Below are 24,925 nucleotides of genomic sequence, written 5' to 3'. Positions count from 1 at the left end.
ACGTGATTATTTGATCAGACAACAGCGTTTGAATTTTTTACCTGATCCACAGGGGCAGTTTCCGTTACGGGCAAGCTTTTCGCGGTTAATCTCGTTCAGGCCATCAAGATAATACCACAGTGCTCCATGGCGGACAAACCTGCTGGTTTCTACCATCGTGCAGAGGTGATCTTTGTCCAGGAATTGAGCAGAGAATTTTACTTCTCCTGTTTTACTCTTTTCATCGACATCGCTATATGAATGGACTGATAACTTGAGCCACTTTACAGGGTTTTCATCGAGAGAAAGCTTTTTGGGTCGTGTCGAAGGGTCCCATGTTGTGAGCAGGTATGGTTCATTTTCGAGTATATACGCAGTGTAGCGAGAGCGCATAAGTGTATGCGGCGTCAAAGCTTTAGAGTGATCCTGTAAAACGGGTTCACAGCACTCACTAAAGGGTTTTTCGCTGCAGCAGAAGCAGGGTGCAGTTTTTATTGTCATGATATTTCAGGGCAATAAAGCCCGGAGATGAAGATTGTGCTTATGCGGAGGACATGGACGCACTTCTTTTATGCCCCGATTAAGAAACGTGATTTGTATAAGCGGTGTCTTCTATTAAATCAGATCGGGGCGTGGATGTTAAAAAGAAATTAATGATCCGGTGCAGTTTTTAGTTTGAGCTCCTGGGCAACCTGGGTAGCAGTCTCCTCGATAGATCGACCATCTGAGAACACAACAGGGATCTGATATTTGAGGAATATCTGATCAGATTGTTTGAGTTCTGTCGAGCAGGTTGCGATTTTGGCATACGTGCTGCCCTGATAGCGTTTTTCCCTAAAGGAATTGAGCATTTCAGGGGTTGTGGACAAGCCTACAACTCTGCTTTTATTACGTATGATTTCAGGTGGTAATCTGCACGAATGCAGATTGTCGTCAACGAGAGGGAAATTTGCTGTTTTAATTCCCATCTGCGTTGCCAGAAACACCGAAACAGGAGTTTTACCAGAGCGGGAAACTCCAACGATAATAAGATCGGCTTCGTCATAGTCCTGGGTAGCAGTACCATCGTCATGGGCGATCGAATAGTGAATGGCATTTACGCGCTTATTCATAGCGGAATCGTCCATTACACGTGCGGTTCCCGGTTCCCTGATTGCCTTTGCCTCAAGAATTTCCTCAAGCCGTACCAGAAAGTGATCACAGATGTTGAGGAACTCAACTTCGGGTATATCGAAAATTTTATTAAGATTTTTACTAAAGAGTGTGGAAAAGATAATAGGGTAACGCCCTGCTGACTGTTGTAATATGCGTTCTAGTGCTTTTTTAGCCTGGGACTCGGTGCGTATAAACGGTATGCGTTCTTCATTAAAATTTACTTCCGGAAACTGGCAGAGCAGGGCTTTTCCCATATCCTTTGCGAGAATACCCGTGTTTCCGGAAACATAATAAACATCTTTAGACTTCCACATGCATATGTCTCCAATGCGGTTTTCATTTTCGTATTTTCACTGCTTGACGCGTTCCTTAACCTTACCTTGGATAACCTCCCTGTTCAATGGAAAAGCATGATGGATAAGAAAAGCTTATATGACGTATTGGCGGATTTTAGAAAGTATTCCCTGCTAGGCTGGATACGTTTTTTCCATTTGAAATTACGCAGGAAAAAGGTAGTAATTGAAGGTAACTGTCTCATGTGTGGAAGGTGCTGTAGAAGAATATGCCTTGAAGCTAATGGCAGATGGTTACGAAAAGAGAAAGAATTTTACAGGGTTGTTGAAAAACATCCTGAATATTCCCGTTTTACAGTAGTTGGTCGCGATTCTCAGGGGTTTCTTTTGTTTTCCTGTTCCTGGTTTACCACGGCAGGTATCTGTAAAGACCATGAAAACAGATTGCCTATATGTCGGAATTTTCCTGATACGAATCTCTATTTTACTGGTGGAGAGGTGCCGGTTAAGTGTGGCTACCTGTTCAGGGAAATAACTTCCTTTGCAACGGTACTAAAAAAGGAACTGGACATATTAGATGAAAAAAAGAAAAAGAATACTGGTAATTGAGCCATATTATGGTGGGTCTCATCAAGCATTCCTTGACGGACTTTTGGAGAATATAGAGTGTGATTTTAAGCTCATTAGCCTGCCTGCTCGAAAATGGAAAATGCGGATGCAGATGTCTGCACCATGGTTTGTTTCGCAGATATCTGCGTTAGAGCCTGAAGCCCGCTATTTTGATACCGTTTTATGTTCTACCTTTGTAAATGTCGCAGTGTTACGGGCCCTCGTCGGTCAAGTGAAAGGCTGGAATCCTAAAACACAGTTTTGCACATACTTTCACGAAAATCAATTCGCTTATCCTGGTCGAGTTCCGGATAAGGGCATCCAGCAGTTTACTGCTATAAATTTCACGACTGCACTTGCTTCTGATCGTCTTGCATTCAACTCCGCTTACAACATGAATACCTTTTTAGACAGGAGTTATTTTTTTGTTAAAAAGGCTGCAGATATGTCGATTATTGATTGGCATGATGGTGTCAGGGATAAAAGTATTGTTCTGCATCCAGGCATTGATTTTAGCCACATTGACGCTGCACCGGATTGTTGTAGAAATGGCAGTCCGGTTATTGTCTGGAATCATCGGTGGGAACACGATAAAAATCCTGATGAGTTTTTTGCAGCGTTATATTCATTAAAAAACAAAGGAATCGATTTTCGCCTTATTGTGCTCGGAGAATCATTTAAAAACATGCCCGAATGTTTTGTTGAGGGAAAAGAGGAGTTATCTGAACAGATAATTCACTATGGTTATGCTGAATCCGCAAAAGCATACGGGGAGTTGCTTAAGCAAGGTGATATTGTAGTATCGACCGCTCATCATGAGTTTTTCGGTATTTCTGTTTTAGAGGCAGTTAGAGCAGGGTGTGTGCCGCTATTACCTGATCGACTCTCTTACCCCGAACTATTTCCTGAAGAATTTTTATATTCAGACAGTAGTTTTGAAAATACGCTGGAGCGCCTGCTTGGCAGTAGTAAAAGGATGTCTCGCAAAGAATCAGAAGATTTGACAGAGTCGTATGGATGGGTAAATATTGCAGAAAAATATCGTGACTGGCTGTTTGGTAGCACCGCCTGTGATGAATAGAGATCAACCATCAAGAACTTACAAAAGAAATAAAAATATGTGTGCTGATAAAAATAAAAATATTGTCCTTATTGGTTTTATGGGAGTTGGCAAAGGGCGTACAGCACGTGTGCTGGCTGAAAAAACAGGAATGTATGCGCTGGATTGTGATGATCTTATCGAGAGTTTTTCCAATAATAAGATCAAAAGAATATTTCGAGATGAAGGGGAGCAGGCCTTCAGATCTTTAGAGCGAAAAACTGCTGTTTGGTTGGAAAAAAATGTTACAGGCTCGATAATATCAACTGGTGGCGGTTTTATAAATGTTCCAAACATCAGGGATATCGGGACAATAGTTTATCTGCATTCTGATTTTGACTCAATCATTAAAGGGATAGAGAATCATCCTAATGCTGAAAAGAAAATACGGAAAAGGCCGTTGCTCCAGAACCTGGAGGCTGCCCGTAAATTATTTGAGAGCAGGTTGCCGATATATCGGGATTTGGCTGAGATTGAAATATATGTGGCTGAGCGTTCGTTAAATAGGGTTGCAGAAGAGATAGTTGAGAGGCTTGCCCGATAAACATATAGTGCAGGGGCGAGCAGTAGTGTTGCTCGCCCCTGTTGCTATACACGCTAAGAAACAGCTAGTATCTTATTTCATTGTTTTTGCAAAATCGAGCATCCGTTGAATGGGTATGCGTGCTTTTTCGGCGAGCTCAGCTGTGATATGGATTTCATTACTGCCTGACTTGAGCACTTCTGCAAGGTTTTGTAAGGAGTTCATTCCCATCCACGGGCATCGTGCACAGCTTTGGCATGTGGCTCCTTCTCCCATGGTGGGGGCTTCAAGCAGAATCTTATCCGGCGCTACCTGCCGCATTTTATTAAAGATGCCAGCATCTGTTGCCACAATGAACTCTTTGCGGTCCATGGTTTTCACTGCATTGATAAGTGCGGTTGTTGAGCCGATAACATCCGCCTGGTCAACAACTTGTTCAGGTGATTCAGGATGGACAAGAATAGCGGCTTCAGGATGAAGCTTACGCATTCTCTCAAGAGCTACAGATCGAAACTCTTCATGAACAACACAGGAGCCTGGCCAGAATATCATTTCTGCACCAGTTAAACGCTGCACGTATCTGCCCAGGTGTTTATCTGGACCCCAAAGTATTTTTTCACCTTTTTCTGCAAGGTGTTTTACGATTGGGAGGGCGATTCCAGATGTAACTACCCAGTCTGATCGAGCCTTCACCTCAGCACTGGTGTTGGCATAGACAACAACGGTGTGGTCTGGAAACTGATCGCAGTAATTGGTAAACATGTCGGCAGGGCAACCCTCGTCAAGAGAACAGGTTGCAGCAAGATCAGGCATCAGAACACGTTTCTCAATGTTGAGTATCTTAGAAGTCTCCCCCATAAAACGAACACCGCAAACAACAAGTGTTTCTGCAGATTGTTCAGCCCCGAACCGTGCCATTTCTAATGAATCAGCTACACACCCGCCTGTTTCCTCAGCAAGGTCCTGAAGGAGGCCGTCAGTGTAGTAATGCGCGACAAGAACTGCATTGTGTTCTTTAAGCAATGATTTAATCTGATTTTTGAGATCCAGCACTTCAGTTTTTGTTAAGGATGGCCATACTGGATTGTCAGGAACATAAACGTTAGGGATGGCTGGAGAGTCCACTTTATTTAAAGACATATAAAAGACCTTCTGGAATTACGCGTATTAATAGAAATGACGCCGAAGCAATTACGAAGTGCTGAATGGCTGGCAATGGCACAATCAGGTGCTGTTCCATGTAAGCACTTTACCTCTACTAATTATAGGGATCATACAGGATTCAGCAAACGGCGAATGATTTGAAGAGCTTTGGCCTGTGCGGTTGAGTCTTGATTGATTATCGGGGCCAATATTCACATATTTTGGGAAAGAAGTCTAACAGTAATATAATCAAAAATATATAAAATGCAGATTTTATGTGAAATATTAAGTGGCGGGTGTATGTCACATTTTTGAAAGATCAATTCATTGTTATCAATCGCAATTCTATTGGTTGACGTAGATTTTGCATAGGAAATTTTCCGAAGGACAAGGCATATGCCACTCACCTGAAGCACCCCATCGAATAGGCCTTGCAATGCGGTAGCCGCAGAAATATCTATTGGCTAGAGAGGGGTCCCTAGTGTCCTGTCATGCCTCAGATGTCTAATTCTGCTCGCCCTTTTCACTTCCTGACTTCGTTACTCCTTCTGTTACATAGCGCTGCTATGCTCAATCAGTCGTGCCTTGCAGGAAGAGAAAAAGCTTCGCATTATTACTACATTTGACACATGACATGACACTAGTGCTTGCAAGAGAAACTTACTCTGTTATCTGAGGTGAGAAGTGTGTTCAATATGAAATGATATGGTTGTACTTGTAGTAAAAAGATACAGAGAAATGCAGACTACGCGGAATTCGGCGAATATGATTTGGTGGTAACCTTCATGGTAGTAGCAAAGGCTGCAACGTATTGCAGAATGCTCTCTATTTATATCTCAGATCATATTGAAAGATAGTCCTCAGGCATTACTTCAACTTTTTCCAATCCATCCACTGAAGTTTGCAAGTGAACTCTTACTGCTTCGGCAGCCTTTGCAGGGGAGTGCTCTGCAAGTGCGTCAATAATTGCTTCATGCGCGTGAACAGTAGGGCTGTATTCGAGCTTCATGAAGGGGTCAAATAATATCATGTAAATTCTGGTACGATCAAGAAGCTCTTTAACATATTGAAATAAAACTTTGTTATTTGTGAATTCAGCAATTTTCAGGTGAAGCTTTGCGTTGACTACATCAAATTCATCTAGATTAGTTCGGTCGAAGATGGTTTTTTCCATTTCGACAAATTCACGGAGTTTTGCCACCTGATCTTTTGTAATGATTTCAGCGGTGATTCTGGCAGCCATCTGTTCAAGTTCGATACGTACAATATAGGTTTCTTCAATCTCGCGTGGAGTGGGGGTAATAACAAAGGCCCCTCTGTTGGGGATCGAATTGACCAGACCTTCAACTTCCAGTTTTTTTATCGCACTGCGCACAGGTGTTCTGCTTACGCCAAGTTGCTGGGCTAAAGCTACTTCAACCAACTGACTTCCCTGCTTGATGTAACGTTTGCGTATAGCGTTTTTTAGCTTTTTGTACACTTCTTCTTCTGAACTTTTACGAATAGTACTCATTTGTCACCTGCATGAAACTGAATAAATAGTGAATGAGAAATTGGTGTTAATAGGCGTCATCGGTACAGGCAGCAGTAAAAACTGTTTATCTTCAGTAGGAACCAGCAACGGAAGGGTATTGCCTGGACCGTTTGCTGGTAGGTGGGAGATGCAAGGCTGTTCCGATCATGTTGTATAGCATAGATTGGTTGGAAAAACACCTATTGTGTGCAAAATGAGTACACAATGATTGTAAATTAACAAAATTGTAATATATCAGTGGTGGTGAATGGTAGAATATAACAGGATTGAAGTGAAAAATTTATTTAAAAAGCATAGGTCATATCTTTCTCAATTTTTGCCCAGAAAATGGTTGACATGAGTAGAATCGAGAGCTAATTGTCCTGTCTACATTCTCTGTATACAATGTGGTTCTCGTAGCAGGATTTTACCGGGGAATCCGCATGTAACTATATATTTGGGAAGCAGATTTTAGACATGGTAGAAACTAGGTTTCTGTGCATTTGCCAATACTGGGTTCAATCAATTTGTTTGAGGTCTGAAATGGAAAAAAACCGGTTTACGGCATAAGTAACTTATCCAAGTGGTAAAATGGATATGAAAGCATCCTTAAAAGAGGGACGGGGACTCCGTTAGGAAAAAAATATGGCGAGGCAAAAACTCAAGGAAATAGTCATTAACCGCGATTGGTGTAAAGGGTGCGCTATATGCGTGAAGCTCTGCCCAAAGCAGGTTCTTGAATTAGACTCTAAGGGGACGGCAACGGTGGTAAGGCCAGAAGATTGCATTGTTTGTATGCTTTGCGAATTACGATGTCCTGATCTTGCAATAACGGTGCTGAAAAGCCAGGAAGGGGAAAATGGAAAAGAAGATTAAATTTGTACAGGGCAACGAAGCCTGTGTTGAGGGTGCATTGTATGCCGGTGTCGATTTCTTCGCTGGATATCCTATAACACCATCCACCGAAATTGCTGAGCATCTTTCCAGGAGATTGCCTGAAATTGGTGGAAAATTCATTCAGATGGAAGATGAAATTGCTTCCATGTGTGCAATTATTGGAGCTTCCCTGACTGGTCATAAGGTAATGACCGCAACAAGTGGCCCCGGTTTTTCCTTGAAACAGGAAGCAATCGGCTATGCCTGTATGGCAGAAATTCCATGTGTCATAGCTAATGTTCAGCGTGGTGGTCCTTCTACCGGTAATCCGACTCACGTAGGTCAGGGAGATATTAATCAGGCCCGCTGGGGTACCCATGGAGATCACTCGATCATAGCGCTTACAGCCTCGAATCATCAGGATGTTTTTGCCATGACAGTTGATGCCTTTAATATGGCGGAGACCTATCGTACTCCTGTTATCCTTTTGCTTGATGAAGCGATCGGACATATGAGAGAGAAACTCGTTGTTCCGGATGTGAATGAGATTGAGCTGGTTGAGAGATTGCGTACAGCCTTACCTAAAGGTGTTGATTACCGTCCTTACCTGCCACGTGAGGATGGAAGACTGCCGATGTCCGATTTCGGTGGTGAGCATCGTTATAACGTGACAGGTCTGTATCATGATATGTGGGGCTTTCCTTCCGCAAACCCGAAAATTGTAAACGAACTGCTGCGTCATCTCGTTGATAAGATAGATAATAACATCAGGTCGATCACCCGTTATAAAGAACATTATCTTGAAGATGCAGAGTATGTTCTTGTCTCGTATGGATCTTCTGCGCGATCAGCAATTCATCTCGCAAAGAACAGACGTGATAAAGGTGAGAGAATAGGCGTCCTTGAATTACAGTCGATCTGGCCTTTTCCTCATGAGCTAGTTCGTGAGAAATGTGCTGGTGCAAAGTCTGTAGTGGTTGTTGAAATGAATATGGGCCAGGTACTTGCTCAGGTCAAAATCGCAGTTGATGAACCGGAGAAGGTTTTTCTTGCAAACCGTATTGATGGTAAGCTTATTACACCTTCTGATATCAAGCGACTCTTGCGGGTAATCCAGGGGAGGGGAATTTAACAATGGCAGTACAAGATTATCTCAGACAACGGTTTTTCCCTCACATGTGGTGCCCTGGCTGCGGCCACGGAATCGTACTTAACTCACTTCTGCGTGCTGTTGAGGAGCTGCAGTTAGAAAAAAATGACATAGTCATGACCTCAGGTATCGGTTGTTCCGCTCGAATATCAGGTTATGTCGATTTTCACTCACTTCATACATTACATGGCCGTGCCCTTGCTTTTGCCACCGGTGTTAAACTGAGCCAGCCTGAGCTTACTCTGTTAGTGCCAATGGGTGACGGTGATGCGCTAGCGATTGGTGGAAACCACTTTATTCACGCTGCCCGGCGTAATATAGACATTACCGCTATTGTGATGAATAACCGAATTTACGGAATGACCGGTGGACAGTTTTCACCATTATCCGGTCTAGGTGTAAAAGCTACTACCGCTCCTTTCACTACGATTGATAATGATTTTGATATTGTAGACCTTGCAACTGCTGCAGGTGCAACCTTTGTTGCCAGAACAACAGTATATCATGCCAAGGAAGCGACCTCTATTCTCAAAAAAGCCATTGAGCATAAAGGCTTTTCTGTAGTTGAAATTCTCTCGCAGTGTCCGACTCATTTCGGCAGAAAGAATAAAGAGGGTGATGCTGCGCAGATGATGGAGAATTATAACAAAATCACTGCAAGAATCGGCTCAAAGGCTCTTGAAGAAGATCCAACCCTTCTCGGACGTGGAATATTTGTACAGAAGGAACGGCCGGAATATTGCTCTGAATATGACAAGATTATTGAACACGCAATGAAGGGGGCTGGCAAATGAGAAGAGCACGACTCGTCTTTTCCGGTTCAGGAGGTCAGGGGGTTATTACCGCTGCGATTATCCTGGCAGAGGCAGCTGTAATCCATGAGGGCATGAACGCGACTCAGTCACAGAGTTACGGTGCTGCGGCTCGTGGAGGTGCTACACGGAGTGATGTCATTCTCTCTGAGCAGGAAATAAATTTCCCTGTGGTATCGCAACCCAACATTCTTGTATGTTTGACACAGCAGGCATACACCAGCTTTGCACCAGAGATCAGGCCTGGTGGGACACTGCTTACAGACCCGAGATTTGTAGAAACCACAAAGAAGGTTGATGCGCTTCAGATAGAATTGCCTATGTATGAGACTGTTATGGAAAAAATAGGTAAACCTATTGTTTTCAATATCTGTGTTTTGGGGGCACTTATTGGTATTTCAGAAGTGGTTAAGCCTGAATCTGTTTTAAAAGCAATTGGTGAAAGGGTCCCGAAGGACTTTATCGAAATGAATACCGAGGCGCTGTATCTCGGATATGAGTTGGGTACCCCTTATAAGCAGTAAATCTAGTCATTTAGTATAAACTATTGGCAGGCAGTGACTGTGCTTGTGTGCGGTCATTCCCTGCCTTTATTCATTCATACCTATTATTGAGTCTCATGAAAATTCACGAATATCAGGCGAAGGAACTTTTCAGACAGTACAAGGTACCGGTACCAGAGGGGCAGGCTGCCACAACAGTTGAAGAGGCGATTGATGCAGCCGATAAACTGGGAGGATTCCCGGTTGTCGTTAAGGCGCAGATTCATGCCGGCGGTAGAGGAAAAGGCGGTGGTGTGAAACTTGCTGCTTCAAAGCAGGAGGCTAAAGATCATATAGAAGCCATTCTTGGTATGACTCTTGTTACCCCGCAGACCGGCCCAGAAGGAAGGTTGGTCAATACCTTACTGATAGAGGCGGGCCAGAAGATACGTGAAGAACTCTACCTGAGTCTGCTGGTTGATCGTGAGACTGCGAGAATCATCATTATAACCTGCCGCGAAGGCGGAATGGATATAGAAGAGGTTGCAGAACGCAGCCCGGAGAAGATCATTAAGGTCACTGTTGATCCTCTTCAGGGATTACAGGGATATCACTTACGTGAATTGATTTTCGGTCTGGATTTACCTGTACCTGTTCGCAAAGGTTTCTCCACCTTAGTGAAGAACCTGTTTAACCTGTTTATGGAGCGCGACTGCTCGCTGGTTGAAATAAATCCACTCATAATAAGCGATGATGACCAGGTGCTTGCGCTTGATGCAAAAGTTGATGTCGACTCAAATGGGTTGTTCAGGCATAAAGACATTCTAGCATATCGGGATCTTGGTGAAGAAGATCCTCTCGAAGTCGAGGCGTCAAAATATAACCTGAATTACATTAATCTTGATGGCAATGTGGGTAATATCGTCAACGGCGCAGGTCTTGCCATGGCGACCATGGATATCATTAAGAATGCCGGGGCTGAGCCAGCTAACTTTATGGATGTCGGTGGTGGTGCAACTGCGGAAATGGTTGAAAATGGATTACGCATAATCCTGAAAGATGAGAAAGTTAAGGCGATACTGATCAATATTTTTGGCGGTATCCTCCGATGCGATGTGTTTGCGGAAGGAGTGGTACAGGCGGCAAAGAGTGTTGGTATTAATATCCCTGTGGTTGTTCGTATGGAAGGAACGAATGTTGAGAAGGGCAGACAGATTCTTGCTGAATCGGGACTTAACCTTGTGACTGCAGTCGACCTTGCCGATGCCGCAGAAAAGATAGCCGCTGCAGTAAAATAACAGCGGTAGCAGAATATACCTTAACGATAACTGATTAGGGAGTGGGTTGTGTCTATATTTGTTAATTCGAAAACGAAATTGCTGGTGCAGGGAATAACCGGAAAAGAAGGCCAGTTTCATACAGAGCAATGTGTTGAATACGGTACTCAGGTTGTAGCCGGTGTCACACCCGGAAAAGGTGGCCAGGAAATGAATGGCATACCGGTTTTCAACAGTGTGCGTGAAGCTGTTGCTAAAACCGGGGCCAATACGAGCATGATCTTTGTTCCGCCTGCCTTTTGTGCTGATGCGATCATGGAAGCAGTTGATGCCGGTGTGGAGCTGGTGGTCGCTATCACTGAAGGTGTTCCTGTAATGGATATGCTCAAAGTGAAGAATTTCATGGCCGGAAAATCGTGCAGATTAATCGGGCCTAACTGTCCTGGAATAATCACTCCCGGTGTGTGCAAAATCGGCATTATGCCCGGCTCAATTCATAAGGCCGGTGGACCCGTCGGTGTTGTCTCACGATCAGGAACCCTCACTTATGAGGTAGTTGATCAGCTCACAAAGCTCGGGATCGGTCAGACCACGTGTATTGGTATAGGTGGCGATCCTGTTAACGGCACAAATTTTATAGATGTATTGAAGGCTTTCCAGGATGATCCTGAGACTGAAGGGATTGTCATGGTAGGAGAAATTGGTGGCAATGCAGAAGAGGAGGCCGCTGATTTTGTCCGGGAATATGTGACAAAACCGGTAGTAGGCTTTATTGCCGGTCTCACCGCTCCTCCAGGACGAAGAATGGGTCATGCTGGGGCAATAATCAGCGGAGGTAGCGGTACCGGCCAGGCAAAGGTTGCTGCGATGCGTGACAACGGAATAACGGTTTGTGAAAACCTCGGTAACATTGGAGGAATCTGCAAAAAAACATTCAAGTTATAAGCTAGGTACGTATTTTGACGAAAGTTTCGCATCTTTTCTGAAACTGGTCATACACAGCACAGACCAGTATGTACTCTTTTGGAGGGTACCATGGACAAGTTAATAAGTACGGCAGGCCCTGTAGCTCAGGGAGCAGATATTATCAAGAAAGCGGAGAGTGTCGGGCTTGATGCCCGGCTCCTCTATGAAGCGGTTATAGATCTTTCCACAGAAGGGTTGGTTACTGCAAACTGTATTAATATAGCCGCAGGTATTTTCCTGCAGGACCTTGGGTTACCTCGATATTTCTTTGAACACATCCAGAAAGAAGCTCTTGAGCATCTTCTCAAATCAATTGCAACGAGTATTAAAATTGTTGACGGGTCAGTCACCCTCTATGGTCGTTTAGCAAATATAGATTTTGATCTTGCTCCAGGGAGTTCAGCCGGCCGGGTACGTATTGCCACTGAAGAAACCAGAGAAAGCATGGAGGATGTACTTGAAAGCCAGATTTCCGGGCATCGTAGAGAATATTACTATAGTCCTGAAAGCAAATATTCAACCTATATCATCCGACCTGAAGTTGTAGCAGATTTTCCTAGGGATTCTTTTACAGATTCGCGTTTTCTCTTTTCTCTGGCCGGAGATTATGCTCTGACTCCTGAACCGACGCGTAAGCGTTACGAGAGCTTCTTAAAGAAAAGCGAGCAGGCAGTAGTACCATATATTGAAGTATTCAACCTGCCGGAGACTGGTGAGACACGTTTGATGTGTCACAGCGATTTTGAAACGCCTCAGTTGCCGTTGTTTCGTAAGCTTCTTGCTGATCATGATCTGGAACTTGTGCGCGCATACTGGGAGCCCTATCTCGTAAAATCTTCTGTACCATCATCTGTATGTGCACTCTATGTACAGGGGGAATTGACTAGAACCCAGGAAGCTGCATTACTTGCAGATATGCGCTCATTTCTCTCATTTTCTGTGAGTAGTGTAAAAGAACTGTATCTTAATGATGAACTCACCTTCAACGAGATGCTCTTTGCTGGAAATGCGATCGACTTTACTCACCTGTTCATCTACAAGGAGAGTGAAAATGCTACTGACCGGGAGATTCTTGATAGCCTGACGAGTAAAGATCATCAGGATGCTTTTGCCAAAAGGGTGCAGAGTTCCAATAAATCGATTTACGGAATTCAGCTGATAGAAGAGACAGCCAGGAAAAATGTTGATCTCATAAAAATCCTTCACACCCTTTTTGAAAGAAAATTCAGTCCGATTACCACAGCCAGGATATCTGAAGCTGAACTTGATGAGAAATGGCGTGAATTTGATAAACTGATTACTTCCCGTTTTATTGATTTCAGCCTTGGATATGACATATTTAAGTTCATGTTCAAGATTGTCAGCTCTACCTTGAAAACAAACTTTTACAAGGAAGAAAAACGATCATTTTCCTTTCGTTTTAATCAGGAAATTCTAGATCCACTTGTATTCAATCAGTTTGTATACGGAATTTTTTATGTAAACGGTCATTATGCCTGCGGCACCCATCTGCGGGCTGCAGATATTGCCCGTGGTGGACTGAGGTTGATACGGGTATCCCGATCAAATTACGATACTGAATTAGACAATGCAGTTCTGCTTAACTATGCCCTTGGGCCAAAAGCTCAGAGATTGAAGCATAAGGATATCTGCGAGAGTGGTTCAAAAGGTGTGGTCGTTCCACGCCCAGAGTATGCATGTTATTCCAAACAATCTCTGTTTGACTATACTGAAGGCATTATGGATCTGATGATGCTGGATGATTCAATTGTTGACTACTATGGTAAGCCTGAACTCATCTTCTTCGGACCTGATGAGGGCACAGCTCCACTCATGGATAGTGTCGCGATGCGTGCAAAAGATCGTGGTTATCCATACTGGCGAACAATTACCACAGGTAAATCATTTGGTATCCCCCATGATACGTATGGGATTCTTGACAGTGGTGAACTGTTCGGATTGTTTAATCTCGGGGATGATGGTGTCGATTTGCAGATTGATGGTGAATCTGTCCTTGTCACTAACGATATGGAGAAAGTTAATGATCGTATAGGCGGCAGGATACATCTCTCAGGCATGACCACCACCTCTGTCATGAGTGCCTTCCGCACTCTTATAGCTCATTATAACGAGCAGGAAGAAGATCTTAATCTAATGATTACAGGTGGCCCGGACGGCGATCTTGGTGCTAACGAGATCCAGTGTTATAAAGGTAAGATCTGTTTGATTATCGATGGCGGATCTATCCTCTTTGACCCTGCTGGTCTTGATAAAAAAGAACTTCTTAAGCTCGCCTTTAATAGAAACTCCGATCCTCGCCATAATTCTACCTTTTATCCTGTTGATAGCCTAAGTGAAAACGGTTTCATGGTTCCGCTCAAAGCCAGAGATATTACCCTGCCTGATGGAACGTTTGTTGAGGATGGAGCACTTTTTCACCGGACATTTCTCTCCACTGTTGAGAACAGAAAATATATTGAGCAGGCTAATATCACAGCCTTTATCCCTTGTGGAGGTTTTAAGGACACGATTAATCAGGGCAATGTAAAGCATTTTCTGGAACTGTTCCAGGAACTGAAATTCATTGTTGAGGGAGCTAATGTATTTTTTGATGATGTTGCAAGACGATACATCGCAATGGCAACGGATATTCAGCAGATAAAGGATTCATCAGCAAATAAGGGCGGTGTTTTCTCGAGTTCGGTTTCAGAGGTTCTTACAGCATTTCTGCTTCAGGATCAGTATGAAGAAAAACTGCTCAATGATGTTCAGGTCCGGTGGGCACTTATTCGTGACATTATCCAGTTGGTAGAACGCTATACTTCTATAGAAGTGGCAATGCTGCTAAAGATCTATGACGCAGATCCGATGGTGCCGTTGTTTGATCTGTCAGAAAAAACAAGTGAAGAGATATTTGCATTCCAGGATGTCCTGATTGAGAGAATTGATGAAATTCTTGCTGAGGAAAGCCTTGTCTGGGCAATACTTGAAAAATATATCCCGCAGATTCTTATAGAAAAACTAGGAAGGGAATCTATTTTGGGAATTCTGAATACAGACGAGTTAAGGCCTTACAGGGATGCGATCCTGACTAAAAAGCTTGCGTCTATCGCATATTACAGCTTTGGAACAGAGTGGTCAGTTTTTCTTAAAGATTTTGAGGATTCATTTTCTAAGTCGCTTTTTAAAGCACTCAAAAAATGATCTGAGTGATCAGATTATGGATTATTACTTGAGTGATTATACCGTCATTTGTCCCTGAAGTATTAGACATGATACATCAGGAAGTGAAAAATTCGAGGTTAGTTATGGCATTTCTGGCATATAAAAAACAGATACTCGGCATTCTTGTAGAAAACCTGAAAAATTCTCAACCCCAGGTGGTTGATTCAAGAAAGATAGCACAAAGACTTAATTTGAGCATAAAAGAGACATGCCAAATGATTAAGGTGATGAACAGTAAGGGACTTGTTGAGAGTGACCAGGATGGTCAGCGGGCACTTATTACACGCGAAGGATTGAGTACGTTAAGCAGTATGGGGCTTTCAAGGGCCGCGTAAAAAAGAGGGAAAGGCGGAATGGTAAACCATTCCGCCTTTCCCTTGCTGTCCGTATAAAAATAGTTTTCAGCTAGCTTCCCTGCTTATGGTTATTTACCGTTTGTTTCCAGAAAATTTTGGATCATCATTTCGCCAAGCTCTCTGGATCGGTTTGTAGCGGCTTCAACAGCGTCCATAATAGTGGTGCGAAGACCGCCTTGTTCGAGTGTATGGATACCTGCAATAGAGGTTCCGCCTGGAGAGGTGACACGGTCTTTCAGCTGACCGGGGTGCTCCTTGGATTCGAGCAGGAGTTTAGCCGAACCCATAACCGTCTGGGCGGAAAGGAGAAGAGAGTCTTTGCGCGAAAGTCCCATTTTCACACCTGCGTCTGCCATTGCATCAATAATCAGGAAAACATAGGCGGGGCCACTGCCGCTTAGACCTGTAAATGCGTCCATCAGGATATTCTCCTGGATGAATACACTTATTCCGACAGAGTCGAAAATGGCCTTAGCCATATCAATATCTCCATCTTCAACATATTTGCCTGCGGCTATAGCTGTTGCGCTTTCTTTTACAAAGGCACAGATATTAGGCATAACCCGTATCAATCGCAATTCTTTGTGGAGGCCTGATGCAATTGCTGCAAGGGGTACTCCTGCCGCAATAGATATGATGAGTTTGGATTTATCCAGAACTTCAGCAGTTTCTTTAAGCACGGTAGCTAGAATTTGCGGTTTGGTCGCATAGATAAGAATCTCTGCTTTTCTAGCGACAACAATATTATCTGTTGAAGTCTCCACACCATATTTTTGACGAAGGTCCGCCAGAGGCTCTTCACGGACATCAGAGCATATTATATTTTGAGGCAGTGCTGCACCGGATGCGACAAGACCGCTGATAAGTGCTTCGGCCATGTTGCCGCCGCCGATAAATCCGATAATTTTATCTGTAAGCATATATGGGCTACTCCTTATTGATGTTCAGAAAATAGTATGGTAGGCAGTGCAAAATGGAAGGGCAAAGCGATAAGTAGGAAGATTATCGTTTGCGCAATGTACGTGGTCTTGCGGTTTTTCGTCAAGATAAAAATATACTGCTTCCGGGCTTGTGGCAGTATCTCATCCGGAAAACATCTTTTAATCATTAATTTTATTCAGCGCCAAATGTCACCTTGTGGCAATTGACACTGAAGTTGAGGGTGATTGAAGCTCACCCTCATGTTGCTCAAGTAGTATAAAAGTGTATTACCTAATGAGTTTTTTCTCCGGGTGGTATCCGGCAGGTGAAGTGGTGTTTGGCATGAGCATACAACGTTTGCCAAAGATCGTACCCGGGTTTGTAACTGAATTACAACCGGTCTGGCTCTCATCGCCAAGGATGGCACCGAATTTGCGTCTTCCAGTGTCGATGCGATCACCGTTGTGGCGAATTATAACATTGCCTTTTACCATTTTAAGGTTGGCAAATTTGGTACCTGCACCCAGATTTGCATTTGTACCGAGTATGGAATCACCTAAATACGCAAAATGCCCAGCCTTGGCATCATTTAAGAAAATTGAATGTTTGATTTCTGTAGCATGACCCAGAACGCATCGTTTTCCAGCCAGGCAGTATCCACGAAGATATGCAGCCTGGCGGACTTCGCAGCAGTCTCCAATGATTGCAGGTGACTTGATCATTGCCCCCGTTTCGACTAGAACACCTTCGCCGAGGGCAATTTGATCGCCTAAAAAGACACTCCCTGCCATTAATACTGAGGCACCTGAAAGAACTTCTTTATTTCTAGTCACTTTCAGGCTACCTTTGGTTGCGTCGCCAAACTCAATCGCGAGATCCTCACTACTGATGAATTTTCCATTGTGAAGTATAACTGTATCAGGCAGAGGTTTGCCATCAGGTATCAGAGATCTGTCGAGTGAGAGGTAGCTGTACTTTTCCATGTATGCTTTCAAGTTGTTAAGGCCAGACCATACATGTTCACCATGAGTGAAAATCTCTGAATGTGAAAATGAGGAAAGGTCGAAAAGTGATTCTGCGCTCAGCATATTTATCTCCGAAAATGAGGAAGTATAGTTGTATAAAACGATTTGAAGTATGCAACTATCTACAAATTTGCACTTGAGTTCAAGGAAAAATGCGAATCCGCCAAATGATTTCAGAAACCTGTCTTGACTTACGGGGTGTCTGTGTTTAGGTTTTTGGCGGTTTTCAGATAGACTATTTAATTTATGTAAAATATACTTGGTTCAGGAGAGAAAAAAGCGGGAGGCAATCCTGCTTTTTTTATAAACAGTGAGCTGGCTGTTCTGATCCGACGGTTCAGCAGTCCTGTCAGGAGGTATGTGTGGAATTTAATGATTCTTTGAGTATTAGCATGGACGATTTCTCCAATAATGAGGAGATGGAAATCCCTGATATTTTGCCAATGATGGCAGTAAGGGATGTGGTTGTATTTAATTATATGATCATTCCTCTTTTTGTGGGTCGTCCCGGCTCTGTAGAGGCTGTTAACGAGGCCTTGAATACAAATAAGCTTTTAATGCTGGTCACTCAGAAGGATGCCACCAAGGATAATCCCCAAGAGGCGGACCTCTACGATGTAGGCATGGTTTGTATGGTTATGAGGACTTTGAAGATGCCGGACGGCAGATTAAAAGTTCTTGTACAGGCAATGTCTAAAGCGAGGATAACAGAATTTACCAAAACTGATCCTTCATACGAAGTCGCGATTGAAGTAATCGAAGATACTGAGGTTGAAGAAATCTCTGTTGAAGTCGAAGCAATGATGAGAACAGTCCGTGAGCAGACAGAGAAAATCATGTCACTCAGGGGGATTCTCTCTGCCGACCTCATGATGATCATTAATAATATTGATGATCCGGGTCGTCTTGCTGATCTCGTTGGTTCTAACCTGCGTCTGAAGATTGTTGAATCTCAGTCAATTCTCGAAGAGACAGACCCGGTTAAACGACTGACGCTTGTTAATCAGCTTCTTTCAAAGGAACTTGAGGTCTCAACTGTTCAGGCAAAGATTCAAAACGATGCCAAAGAAGAGATGAGCAAATCTCAGCGTGAATATTTCCTCCGTGAGCAGTTGCATGCTTTACAGAAAGAGCTTGGAGATACAGACGAGCGTGCTCAAGAAATTGACGAGCTGGAAAGCAAGATAAAAAAGACGAAAATGCCTAAAGAAGTGCGGAAAGAAGCTAAAAAACAGCTTAGCCGCATGGAAATGATGCATCCTGATTCTTCAGAAGCAACAATCATTCGTACCTATATTGATTGGATTCTTGATGTGCCGTGGGAAAAATCTACTCCTGATCGTCTTAATCTTGTTGAGGCAAAAGAAGTCCTTGATATTGATCATTTCGGCCTTGAGAAGGTGAAAGAACGTATTTTGGAATACCTTGCTGTTCGTAAACTTAACGAATCAACAAAGGGTCCAATTCTTTGTTTTGTAGGTCCTCCGGGTGTCGGTAAGACATCTCTTGGTCAATCAATTGCCAGAGCGATGGGACGAAAGTTCCACAGAATTTCTCTTGGCGGTATGCGGGATGAGGCTGAAATTCGCGGTCACAGGAGAACCTATATCGGTGCTATGCCTGGACGTATTGTTCAGGGTTTGAAAACTGTCGATTCTAACAATCCGATATTTATGATGGATGAGATTGATAAGATAGGTTCAGATTATCGTGGCGATCCGTCATCAGCTCTGCTTGAGGTGCTTGATCCTGAACAGAATTCAGAATTTTCAGATCATTATTTAAATCTTCCAATCGATCTGTCAAAGGTGATGTTTATTACCACCGCAAACATGTCCGATACGATTCCTGGACCTTTGCTTGACAGGATGGAAGTTATCCGGTTATCCGGCTACACCCTTGAAGAAAAGACTGTTATAGCACGAAAATATTTGTTGCCAAGACAGTTGAAAGAAAATGGATTACGACCTTCTCATCTGAAAATGACTGATGAGACTTTGAAACAGATAATTACCCATTATACCTATGAAGCCGGTCTTAGAAATCTTGAAAGAGAGATTGGTAAGGTGTGCAGAAAGATAGCAAGAAAGGTCGCTGAAGGTGGTCGTGGACCGTATTCTGTTAGTCAGCGAAATATTGACACCTATCTTGGACCTCCAAAGACTATACCTGAGTCAGAGGTTGAAAAACTTGAGCAGCCTGGTCTTGTAACAGGTCTTGCCTGGACTGAAGTTGGTGGGGAGATCCTGCAAATTGAGATTAACCTCATGCCGGGTAAAGGTAAGTTGATACTTACCGGACAACTTGGCGATGTAATGAAAGAATCTGCGCAGGCGGCTTTAACCTATTGTCGTAGCCGATCGAAAGAGTTGAAAGTTGCAGAGGATTATTTCGATAAAATAGATATTCATGTGCATGTTCCTGCCGGTGCTATCCCTAAAGATGGTCCATCTGCTGGTATAACCATGGCTACAGCACTCTACTCTGCTATTATTGACGAAAAGGTTGTCAGTAACCTGGCCATGACCGGTGAGGTTACACTCAGGGGTCGTGTATTGCCGATTGGTGGCTTGAAAGAGAAGGCACTTGCCGCCTTGAGAGCTGATATCAATAAGGTGATTATCCCTCTTCACAACAAAAAAGATCTTGTTGAAATCCCCCAGGATATCCGTGATAAAATGGAATTCTTCCCGGTGAAGGATATGGATCAGGTTGTTAAAATAGCTTTTGGGAGGTTGCAGAAAAAGGCGCAACCAACCGCTAAAAAAGCTCAGCCGGCAGTTAAGAAAGCAAAGGCAGCTGTAAAAAAAGCAGTGCCAACCGATAAAAAGAAATAAATCATTAAGAACGTCGTGGAAGAGTTAACAGAACCCAGTTCAAAGAGCTCTGTAAGCATATGGAAAAGGGTCGCCCTCTGGGTGGCCCTTTTTTTGTGTATAGGGTTAATGTCGGTATCTGCCTGGATGTATATTTACGCCAGCAGTAACGGACCGCAGGTTGAATCTGCGGAGAGTATAATAACTATACCTTCGGGAACCTCAATGCGTGGCATAGCTGCGATCTTAGGAAATGCCGGAATAATCGATAACGATATACGGTTTTTATTTCTCGCCAAGTGGCTTGGTGTTGCAGGGAAATTACGTGCAGGCGAGTTTAGGGTCCCTACAGGCATGACTCCGGTCGAAGTCTTGAAGATGCTTGTAAAGGCAAAAGTTGTCCAGCATGCTATAACTATTCCCGAGGGGTTGAACGCTCAGGAGATTGCTCAGATATTTTCTGAGAGAGGCTGGGGGAACTCTGAAACGTATGGATCCCTGATTCATGATAAAGCGTTTATAGAGTCATTAGGGATAACAGGAATCACTTCTTTGGAAGGGTATCTTTATCCTGATACCTATTACCTTACTCGGGAAATCCGTACAGCTGAAGAGATTATTACTTTGCAGGTCCGTCGATTCCAGGAGGTATGGGGGGAACTTGTAAAAGATATGTCTCCCGAGCCTGATATGGTTAACACGGTTATTCTAGCTTCAATGGTCGAGAAAGAAACAGGGAGCTCACCGGAAAGACCACTTATTGCATCAGTTTTTAAAAATAGATTGAGAAAAGGGATGCGGTTACAGTCAGATCCTACCGTTGTTTACGGTGTTGCTGGTTATTCAGGCGTCATAACAAGAAAACACCTCAAAACACCAACACCCTATAATACCTACGTCATAGAAGGTTTGCCTATAGGGCCGATTGCTAATCCAGGCAGGGAGGCCTTGCATGCAGTTCTTTTTCCTGCCACCTCAAAATTCCTCTATTTTGTTTCTAAAAATGATGGTACCCATCAGTTTTCAACCAATTTGAAAGATCACAACAGGGCTGTAAGAAAATATCAGAGGAAAAAAGAGAACAAAAACGGTAAAGAGAAGTCCTGATATTTTTGTTTAGTTGTGTTCAATATTGATTAAATTTCTCGTCATCATGAAAGCAGATATTGCTGATGGCCGGGATTCATTCGTAAATATAAACGTGTGCGGAGTGTAAGGTGAGAATTGCCCTTGTACAAATAAACCCGGTAATTGGTGATTTTGAGTCGAATTGTGAAAAGATTCTTTTATATGCTCATAAAGCATATGAAGACGGTTGCCGCCTGGTAGTCTTTCCTGAGTTAGTAATTTCCGGATATCCCCCACAGGATCTTTTAGAAAGAAGGTCATTCATATCTGACTATCATCAGGCGGAACAGAATCTATTTGGAAAGTTGCCTGATATAGATGTGATGTTGGGCACCATTGAAAGTCATGATGTGAAAGGTGGTAAACCCTTATACAATTCCGCGATCGTTGTAAGAAATGGTGTAGTGGTCTTTAAGGCGAGAAAGCAGTTACTGCCATCCTACGATGTTTTTGATGAAACACGATATTTCGAGCCAGGACCACCCTCGGATCTGTATGAAATTGATGGTCAATATTTCGGTGTGACCATATGCGAAGATGTCTGGCACAATGAGGTAAAGGATTACGATATCGCACCTGTTGAAGAGTTGCATAACTACGCCGCAAAGAACGGCAAGCAACTTACAGCAATGATAAATATATCTGCTTCACCATTCCAGCGTGAAAAGGAAGATGTTCGTCGCTCAATTTTCACCGCGTACTGCAAACAGTTCAAAACACCGTTTATGTATTGCAATCAGGTTGGAGGACAGGATTCTCTTATTTTTGACGGCCGTAGTCTCGCAATGAACCAAAATGGTGAAATTGTCGCACAGGCTGAAGGATTTAGCGAGGATATGATTGTTGTTGATACCAGCAACTGGAAAGGGGATATCCATGCACCCATCGATCCACCGTCAGTTCAGGCAGTGTATGATGCATTGGTTATGGGTGTTAGGGATTATGTAACAAAGTGTGGATTTTCTTCAGCCGTGATTGGTTTGTCGGGAGGAATAGATTCTGCTCTCACTGCCGCAATAGCTGTAGATGCTCTTGGAGCGGATAATGTGCTCGGAGTAGCTATGCCATCGCCTTATAGCTCGAAAGAGTCTCTTGAAGATGCAGAGCAACTCGCTCAAAACCTTAAGTGTAATTTTGAGGTTATTGCAATAGAGCCGTTATTTGATGAGTTTAAATCCAGCCTTGGCGGACTTTTTGCCGGACGTGAAGAAGATCTTACAGAACAGAATCTTCAGGCCCGCATACGTGGCAATCTGCTTATGGCCATTTCAAATAAGTTCGGGCATCTCCTCCTTACCACAGGGAATAAGAGTGAAATGGCTGTTGGATATTGCACCCTGTATGGTGACATGAGTGGTGGTCTTGCAGTGATCTCCGACGTTCCGAAGCAGCTTGTTTATGAACTCTCATGTTATGTGAATCGTGATGAAGAAACGATACCTGAGAGAATAATAGAAAAACCTCCCTCTGCTGAACTTAAACCTGATCAGCTGGATCAGGATGATCTTCCCCCGTATGAAGTGCTGGATAAGATACTTCACTTGTATCTGGAGCAGGGAATAGGAGTCGTAGAAATTATTAACAGTGGTTTCTCTGAGAGTGTCGTTAAAGACATCATTCGCAGGGTACAGGTTAACGAGTATAAACGAAAGCAGGCACCACTTGGATTAAAGGTGACAACAAAAGCTTTCGGATGCGGTAGACGATATCCGACGACACAGAGGTACAGGGGCTAATGAGATTGATCATCCCGGTATGAATATGACAAATAAGAAAACCTCACGACTGGCAATACTTTCAGTTGTACTTCTCTTTGCCGGTGTCGCTTTTCTCATTACACGAGAGGGATTGCTGAAAAGGCCTGATCAACTTTATCTGACAGCCGCTGGTACCGTCGATATGTGTTTATCCTGTCATAAGGAAGAAAAACTTGATATCGCTCATGATGCTCAGATTATTGGATGTGCACCATGTCATCTTGGTGACCCGCTTGCAATAACAGAAGAAGAAGCTCATGCCGGTATGGTTATCAATCCTGGTGATTTGCGTCATGTAGAAAAAACCTGTTCGGTTGAAGGATGTCACCCGACAGATGTGCATAAGGTGAAAAACTCACTGATGGCTACTAATCGTGGTATTCTTGGAACATTACTCTACTATTGGGGTGAAACTGATTCTCAGGATACAGAGCTTACTGTCGAGGAGCTGCTGCAGAGTGGAGAAACATCACTCGCCTTGGATTATTACCGAAAACTCTGCGCAACATGTCATCTGTGGAAGCAGAAAAATGATCTGCCTGGAGCGCCTGAGTTTTTTAATGAAAAGGGTGGTGGATGTACTGCATGCCATTTTCAGCGACCAGAAGGTGGTAACACCGTTGAGGAAGCACTTCTAGGTGATGATGAGGATAGTACAGGTCCAGAAAAAGAAAAGAAGAAACACCCGTTAATAACCGCTAAAGTTGATCAGGAAAACTGTATTCGCTGCCATAACCGGTCTGGCCGTATAGGGTTGTCGTATGCCGGTTTGTTTGAGTCTGAAGGATATGGTACCCCGTATGAAGGTGGCGAATTAAGTAGCAAACAGCTGCCTGGAGCACGATTTTATCTGGAAATTGCTGATGATGTGCATCATCGAAAGGGGATGCAGTGTATTGATTGTCATACCCGAAACGAGATAATGGGTGATGGAACCAGTTATGCGCATTATGAGGAGCAGCTTGAGATTTCGTGCCAAACATGTCATTCAGACAACCCTGGTACTACTCGAAAAGGACAACTCCTTACAAATTATTCTTCGAACCCTGACGGAAACACATTAAAAGGCAAGATTGATAATAAGATACGACCGTTAAACAGGCCTAAGCAAGGCGTTTGCGATTTTGCACCTCACAGCCGTGTAACTTGCGAAGCCTGCCATTCTACCTGGGTTCCCCAGTGCTATGGTTGTCACGTCAAGCAGGACAAGAGGAAGAAGCATTTAGATAAATTATCCCTTAAAGATACTGATGGAATGTGGCAAGAGGGCAGATCGTATATACGATATGAAAAGCCGATGCTTGGAGTTTGGGGGGATGAAGTAGTTGTTGTCACTCCAGGCTGTCAGGATATCGTTACTCTTGTTGATGAAGACGGAGAGGAAGAGCAGGGGTTCAATCGCTTTACAATGGCAGCTATCAATCCGCACACCACCGAAGAAAAAGGCAGGAGTTGTATTGATTGTCATGCTTCTCCAAAGACTGTAGGTCTGGGTGAGGGTACTGTTTACGAAAAGGGTGGCAAGCTTGTTTTCAATGGAATAGATAAGGGCGTTGAGACAAGTAATGGACGAACAGTACCATTTGATGCCTGGGTAACAATCGATGGTGAGCAGTTACAGCATGGATCGCGTTCAAATGTTCGTCCATTCAATTCGATTGAACTAGAAAAAATACTTCGAGTCGGTTTATGCGTAGGGTGCCATGACAGGTATAACGACCCTGTCTGGAAAGCCTATACACCGGATATGCAGTGTAAGCGTGGAATGACTTCATTGATAGAAACAGCTATTCAACAGTAGAAGGCGGAGGAAGTTATTA

The 24,925-nt window shown here is 43.5% G+C and carries 21 protein-coding genes; 15 read left to right on the top strand and 6 right to left on the bottom strand.

Going from position 1 to position 24,925, the window contains the following annotated elements:
- Positions 1–6: 6 nt before the first annotated feature.
- Both FCL46_RS12715 and FCL46_RS12710 read right to left on the bottom strand, forming a co-directional pair.
- On the bottom strand, positions 7–480 hold the full coding sequence (locus tag FCL46_RS12715) for a YchJ family protein (RefSeq protein WP_136808496.1): 474 nt from the start codon (positions 478–480) through the stop codon (positions 7–9).
- Between the two features lie 149 nt (positions 481–629).
- A complete protein-coding gene (locus FCL46_RS12710) occupies positions 630–1,448 on the bottom strand; it encodes a pyruvate, water dikinase regulatory protein (RefSeq protein WP_136808495.1) in 819 nt (272 codons plus the stop codon).
- 96 nt (positions 1,449–1,544) lie between these two features.
- On the opposite strand from FCL46_RS12710, the gene FCL46_RS12705 reads away from it, so the two are divergent.
- Genes FCL46_RS12705 through FCL46_RS12695 form a run of 3 tightly spaced genes read left to right on the top strand, consistent with a single transcriptional unit; the run spans position 1,545 to position 3,679 of the window.
- On the top strand, positions 1,545–2,036 hold the full coding sequence (locus tag FCL46_RS12705; protein WP_136808494.1) for a YkgJ family cysteine cluster protein: 492 nt from the start codon (positions 1,545–1,547) through the stop codon (positions 2,034–2,036).
- On the top strand, positions 2,005–3,117 hold the full coding sequence (locus FCL46_RS12700; protein WP_136808493.1) for a tRNA-queuosine alpha-mannosyltransferase domain-containing protein: 1,113 nt from the start codon (positions 2,005–2,007) through the stop codon (positions 3,115–3,117). The genes FCL46_RS12705 and FCL46_RS12700 overlap by 32 nt, the downstream gene beginning before the upstream one ends.
- A gap of 37 nt (positions 3,118–3,154) precedes the next feature.
- Complete coding sequence (locus tag FCL46_RS12695) at positions 3,155–3,679, top strand: shikimate kinase (RefSeq protein WP_136808492.1); 525 nt, start codon at positions 3,155–3,157, stop codon at positions 3,677–3,679.
- Between the two features lie 72 nt (positions 3,680–3,751).
- Here FCL46_RS12695 and nadA read toward each other — a convergent pair whose 3' ends face one another.
- Positions 3,752–4,798 (bottom strand): quinolinate synthase NadA, encoded by a 1,047-nt coding sequence (gene nadA / locus FCL46_RS12690; RefSeq protein WP_136808491.1) that lies wholly within the window; start codon positions 4,796–4,798, stop codon positions 3,752–3,754.
- Positions 4,799–5,642: 844 nt separating this feature from the next.
- Positions 5,643–6,314 carry a GntR family transcriptional regulator gene (locus FCL46_RS12685; protein ID WP_136808490.1) on the bottom strand — a complete coding sequence of 224 codons (672 nt, stop codon included), beginning with the start codon at positions 6,312–6,314 and terminating at the stop codon, positions 5,643–5,645.
- 645 nt (positions 6,315–6,959) lie between these two features.
- Between FCL46_RS12685 and FCL46_RS12680 the strand changes: the two genes are divergently transcribed.
- From FCL46_RS12680 to FCL46_RS12645, 8 genes are all read left to right on the top strand, one after another.
- Positions 6,960–7,190 (top strand): 4Fe-4S dicluster domain-containing protein, encoded by a 231-nt coding sequence (locus FCL46_RS12680; RefSeq protein ID WP_136808489.1) that lies wholly within the window; start codon positions 6,960–6,962, stop codon positions 7,188–7,190.
- Positions 7,174–8,322 (top strand): 2-oxoacid:acceptor oxidoreductase subunit alpha, encoded by a 1,149-nt coding sequence (locus FCL46_RS12675; protein ID WP_136808488.1) that lies wholly within the window; start codon positions 7,174–7,176, stop codon positions 8,320–8,322. The genes FCL46_RS12680 and FCL46_RS12675 overlap by 17 nt, the downstream gene beginning before the upstream one ends.
- Positions 8,323–8,324: 2 nt before the next feature.
- A complete protein-coding gene (locus FCL46_RS12670) occupies positions 8,325–9,134 on the top strand; it encodes a 2-oxoacid:ferredoxin oxidoreductase subunit beta (protein ID WP_136808487.1) in 810 nt (269 codons plus the stop codon).
- Complete coding sequence (locus tag FCL46_RS12665) at positions 9,131–9,676, top strand: 2-oxoacid:acceptor oxidoreductase family protein (protein WP_136808486.1); 546 nt, start codon at positions 9,131–9,133, stop codon at positions 9,674–9,676. The genes FCL46_RS12670 and FCL46_RS12665 overlap by 4 nt, the downstream gene beginning before the upstream one ends.
- A gap of 95 nt (positions 9,677–9,771) precedes the next feature.
- Positions 9,772–10,932 (top strand): ADP-forming succinate--CoA ligase subunit beta, encoded by a 1,161-nt coding sequence (sucC, locus tag FCL46_RS12660; protein WP_136808485.1) that lies wholly within the window; start codon positions 9,772–9,774, stop codon positions 10,930–10,932.
- A gap of 48 nt (positions 10,933–10,980) precedes the next feature.
- Entirely contained in the window at positions 10,981–11,856 is an 876-nt protein-coding gene (sucD, locus tag FCL46_RS12655) for a succinate--CoA ligase subunit alpha (RefSeq protein WP_136808484.1), read from the top strand.
- A 90-nt stretch (positions 11,857–11,946) separates the two neighbouring features.
- Positions 11,947–15,081 carry an NAD-glutamate dehydrogenase domain-containing protein gene (locus tag FCL46_RS12650; protein WP_136808483.1) on the top strand — a complete coding sequence of 1,045 codons (3,135 nt, stop codon included), beginning with the start codon at positions 11,947–11,949 and terminating at the stop codon, positions 15,079–15,081.
- A 104-nt stretch (positions 15,082–15,185) separates the two neighbouring features.
- Positions 15,186–15,437 (top strand): winged helix-turn-helix domain-containing protein, encoded by a 252-nt coding sequence (locus tag FCL46_RS12645; protein ID WP_136808482.1) that lies wholly within the window; start codon positions 15,186–15,188, stop codon positions 15,435–15,437.
- Positions 15,438–15,526: 89 nt separating this feature from the next.
- Here FCL46_RS12645 and proC read toward each other — a convergent pair whose 3' ends face one another.
- A complete protein-coding gene (gene proC, locus FCL46_RS12640) occupies positions 15,527–16,378 on the bottom strand; it encodes a pyrroline-5-carboxylate reductase (RefSeq protein WP_136808481.1) in 852 nt (283 codons plus the stop codon).
- 288 nt (positions 16,379–16,666) lie between these two features.
- Positions 16,667–17,467, bottom strand: coding sequence for an LbetaH domain-containing protein (locus FCL46_RS12635; RefSeq protein WP_136808480.1), 801 nt, complete (start codon positions 17,465–17,467; stop codon positions 16,667–16,669).
- Between the two features lie 329 nt (positions 17,468–17,796).
- Between FCL46_RS12635 and lon the strand changes: the two genes are divergently transcribed.
- From lon to FCL46_RS12615, 4 genes are all read left to right on the top strand, one after another.
- On the top strand, positions 17,797–20,241 hold the full coding sequence (lon, locus tag FCL46_RS12630) for an endopeptidase La (RefSeq protein WP_136808524.1): 2,445 nt from the start codon (positions 17,797–17,799) through the stop codon (positions 20,239–20,241).
- 108 nt (positions 20,242–20,349) lie between these two features.
- Positions 20,350–21,327: an endolytic transglycosylase MltG gene (mltG, locus tag FCL46_RS12625; RefSeq protein WP_136808479.1), complete on the top strand. Its 978-nt coding sequence runs from the start codon at positions 20,350–20,352 to the stop codon at positions 21,325–21,327.
- 110 nt (positions 21,328–21,437) lie between these two features.
- On the top strand, positions 21,438–23,084 hold the full coding sequence (locus FCL46_RS12620; protein WP_136808478.1) for an NAD+ synthase: 1,647 nt from the start codon (positions 21,438–21,440) through the stop codon (positions 23,082–23,084).
- 25 nt (positions 23,085–23,109) lie between these two features.
- Positions 23,110–24,906 (top strand): hypothetical protein, encoded by a 1,797-nt coding sequence (locus FCL46_RS12615; protein ID WP_176371603.1) that lies wholly within the window; start codon positions 23,110–23,112, stop codon positions 24,904–24,906.
- Positions 24,907–24,925 lie beyond the last annotated feature (19 nt).

The sequence above is a fragment of the Desulfosediminicola flagellatus genome, assembly GCF_005116655.2.
GTDB classification, from domain to species: domain Bacteria; phylum Desulfobacterota; class Desulfobulbia; order Desulfobulbales; family Desulfocapsaceae; genus Desulfopila; species Desulfopila flagellata.
This window is presented reverse-complemented; position numbering and strand designations above follow the sequence as displayed.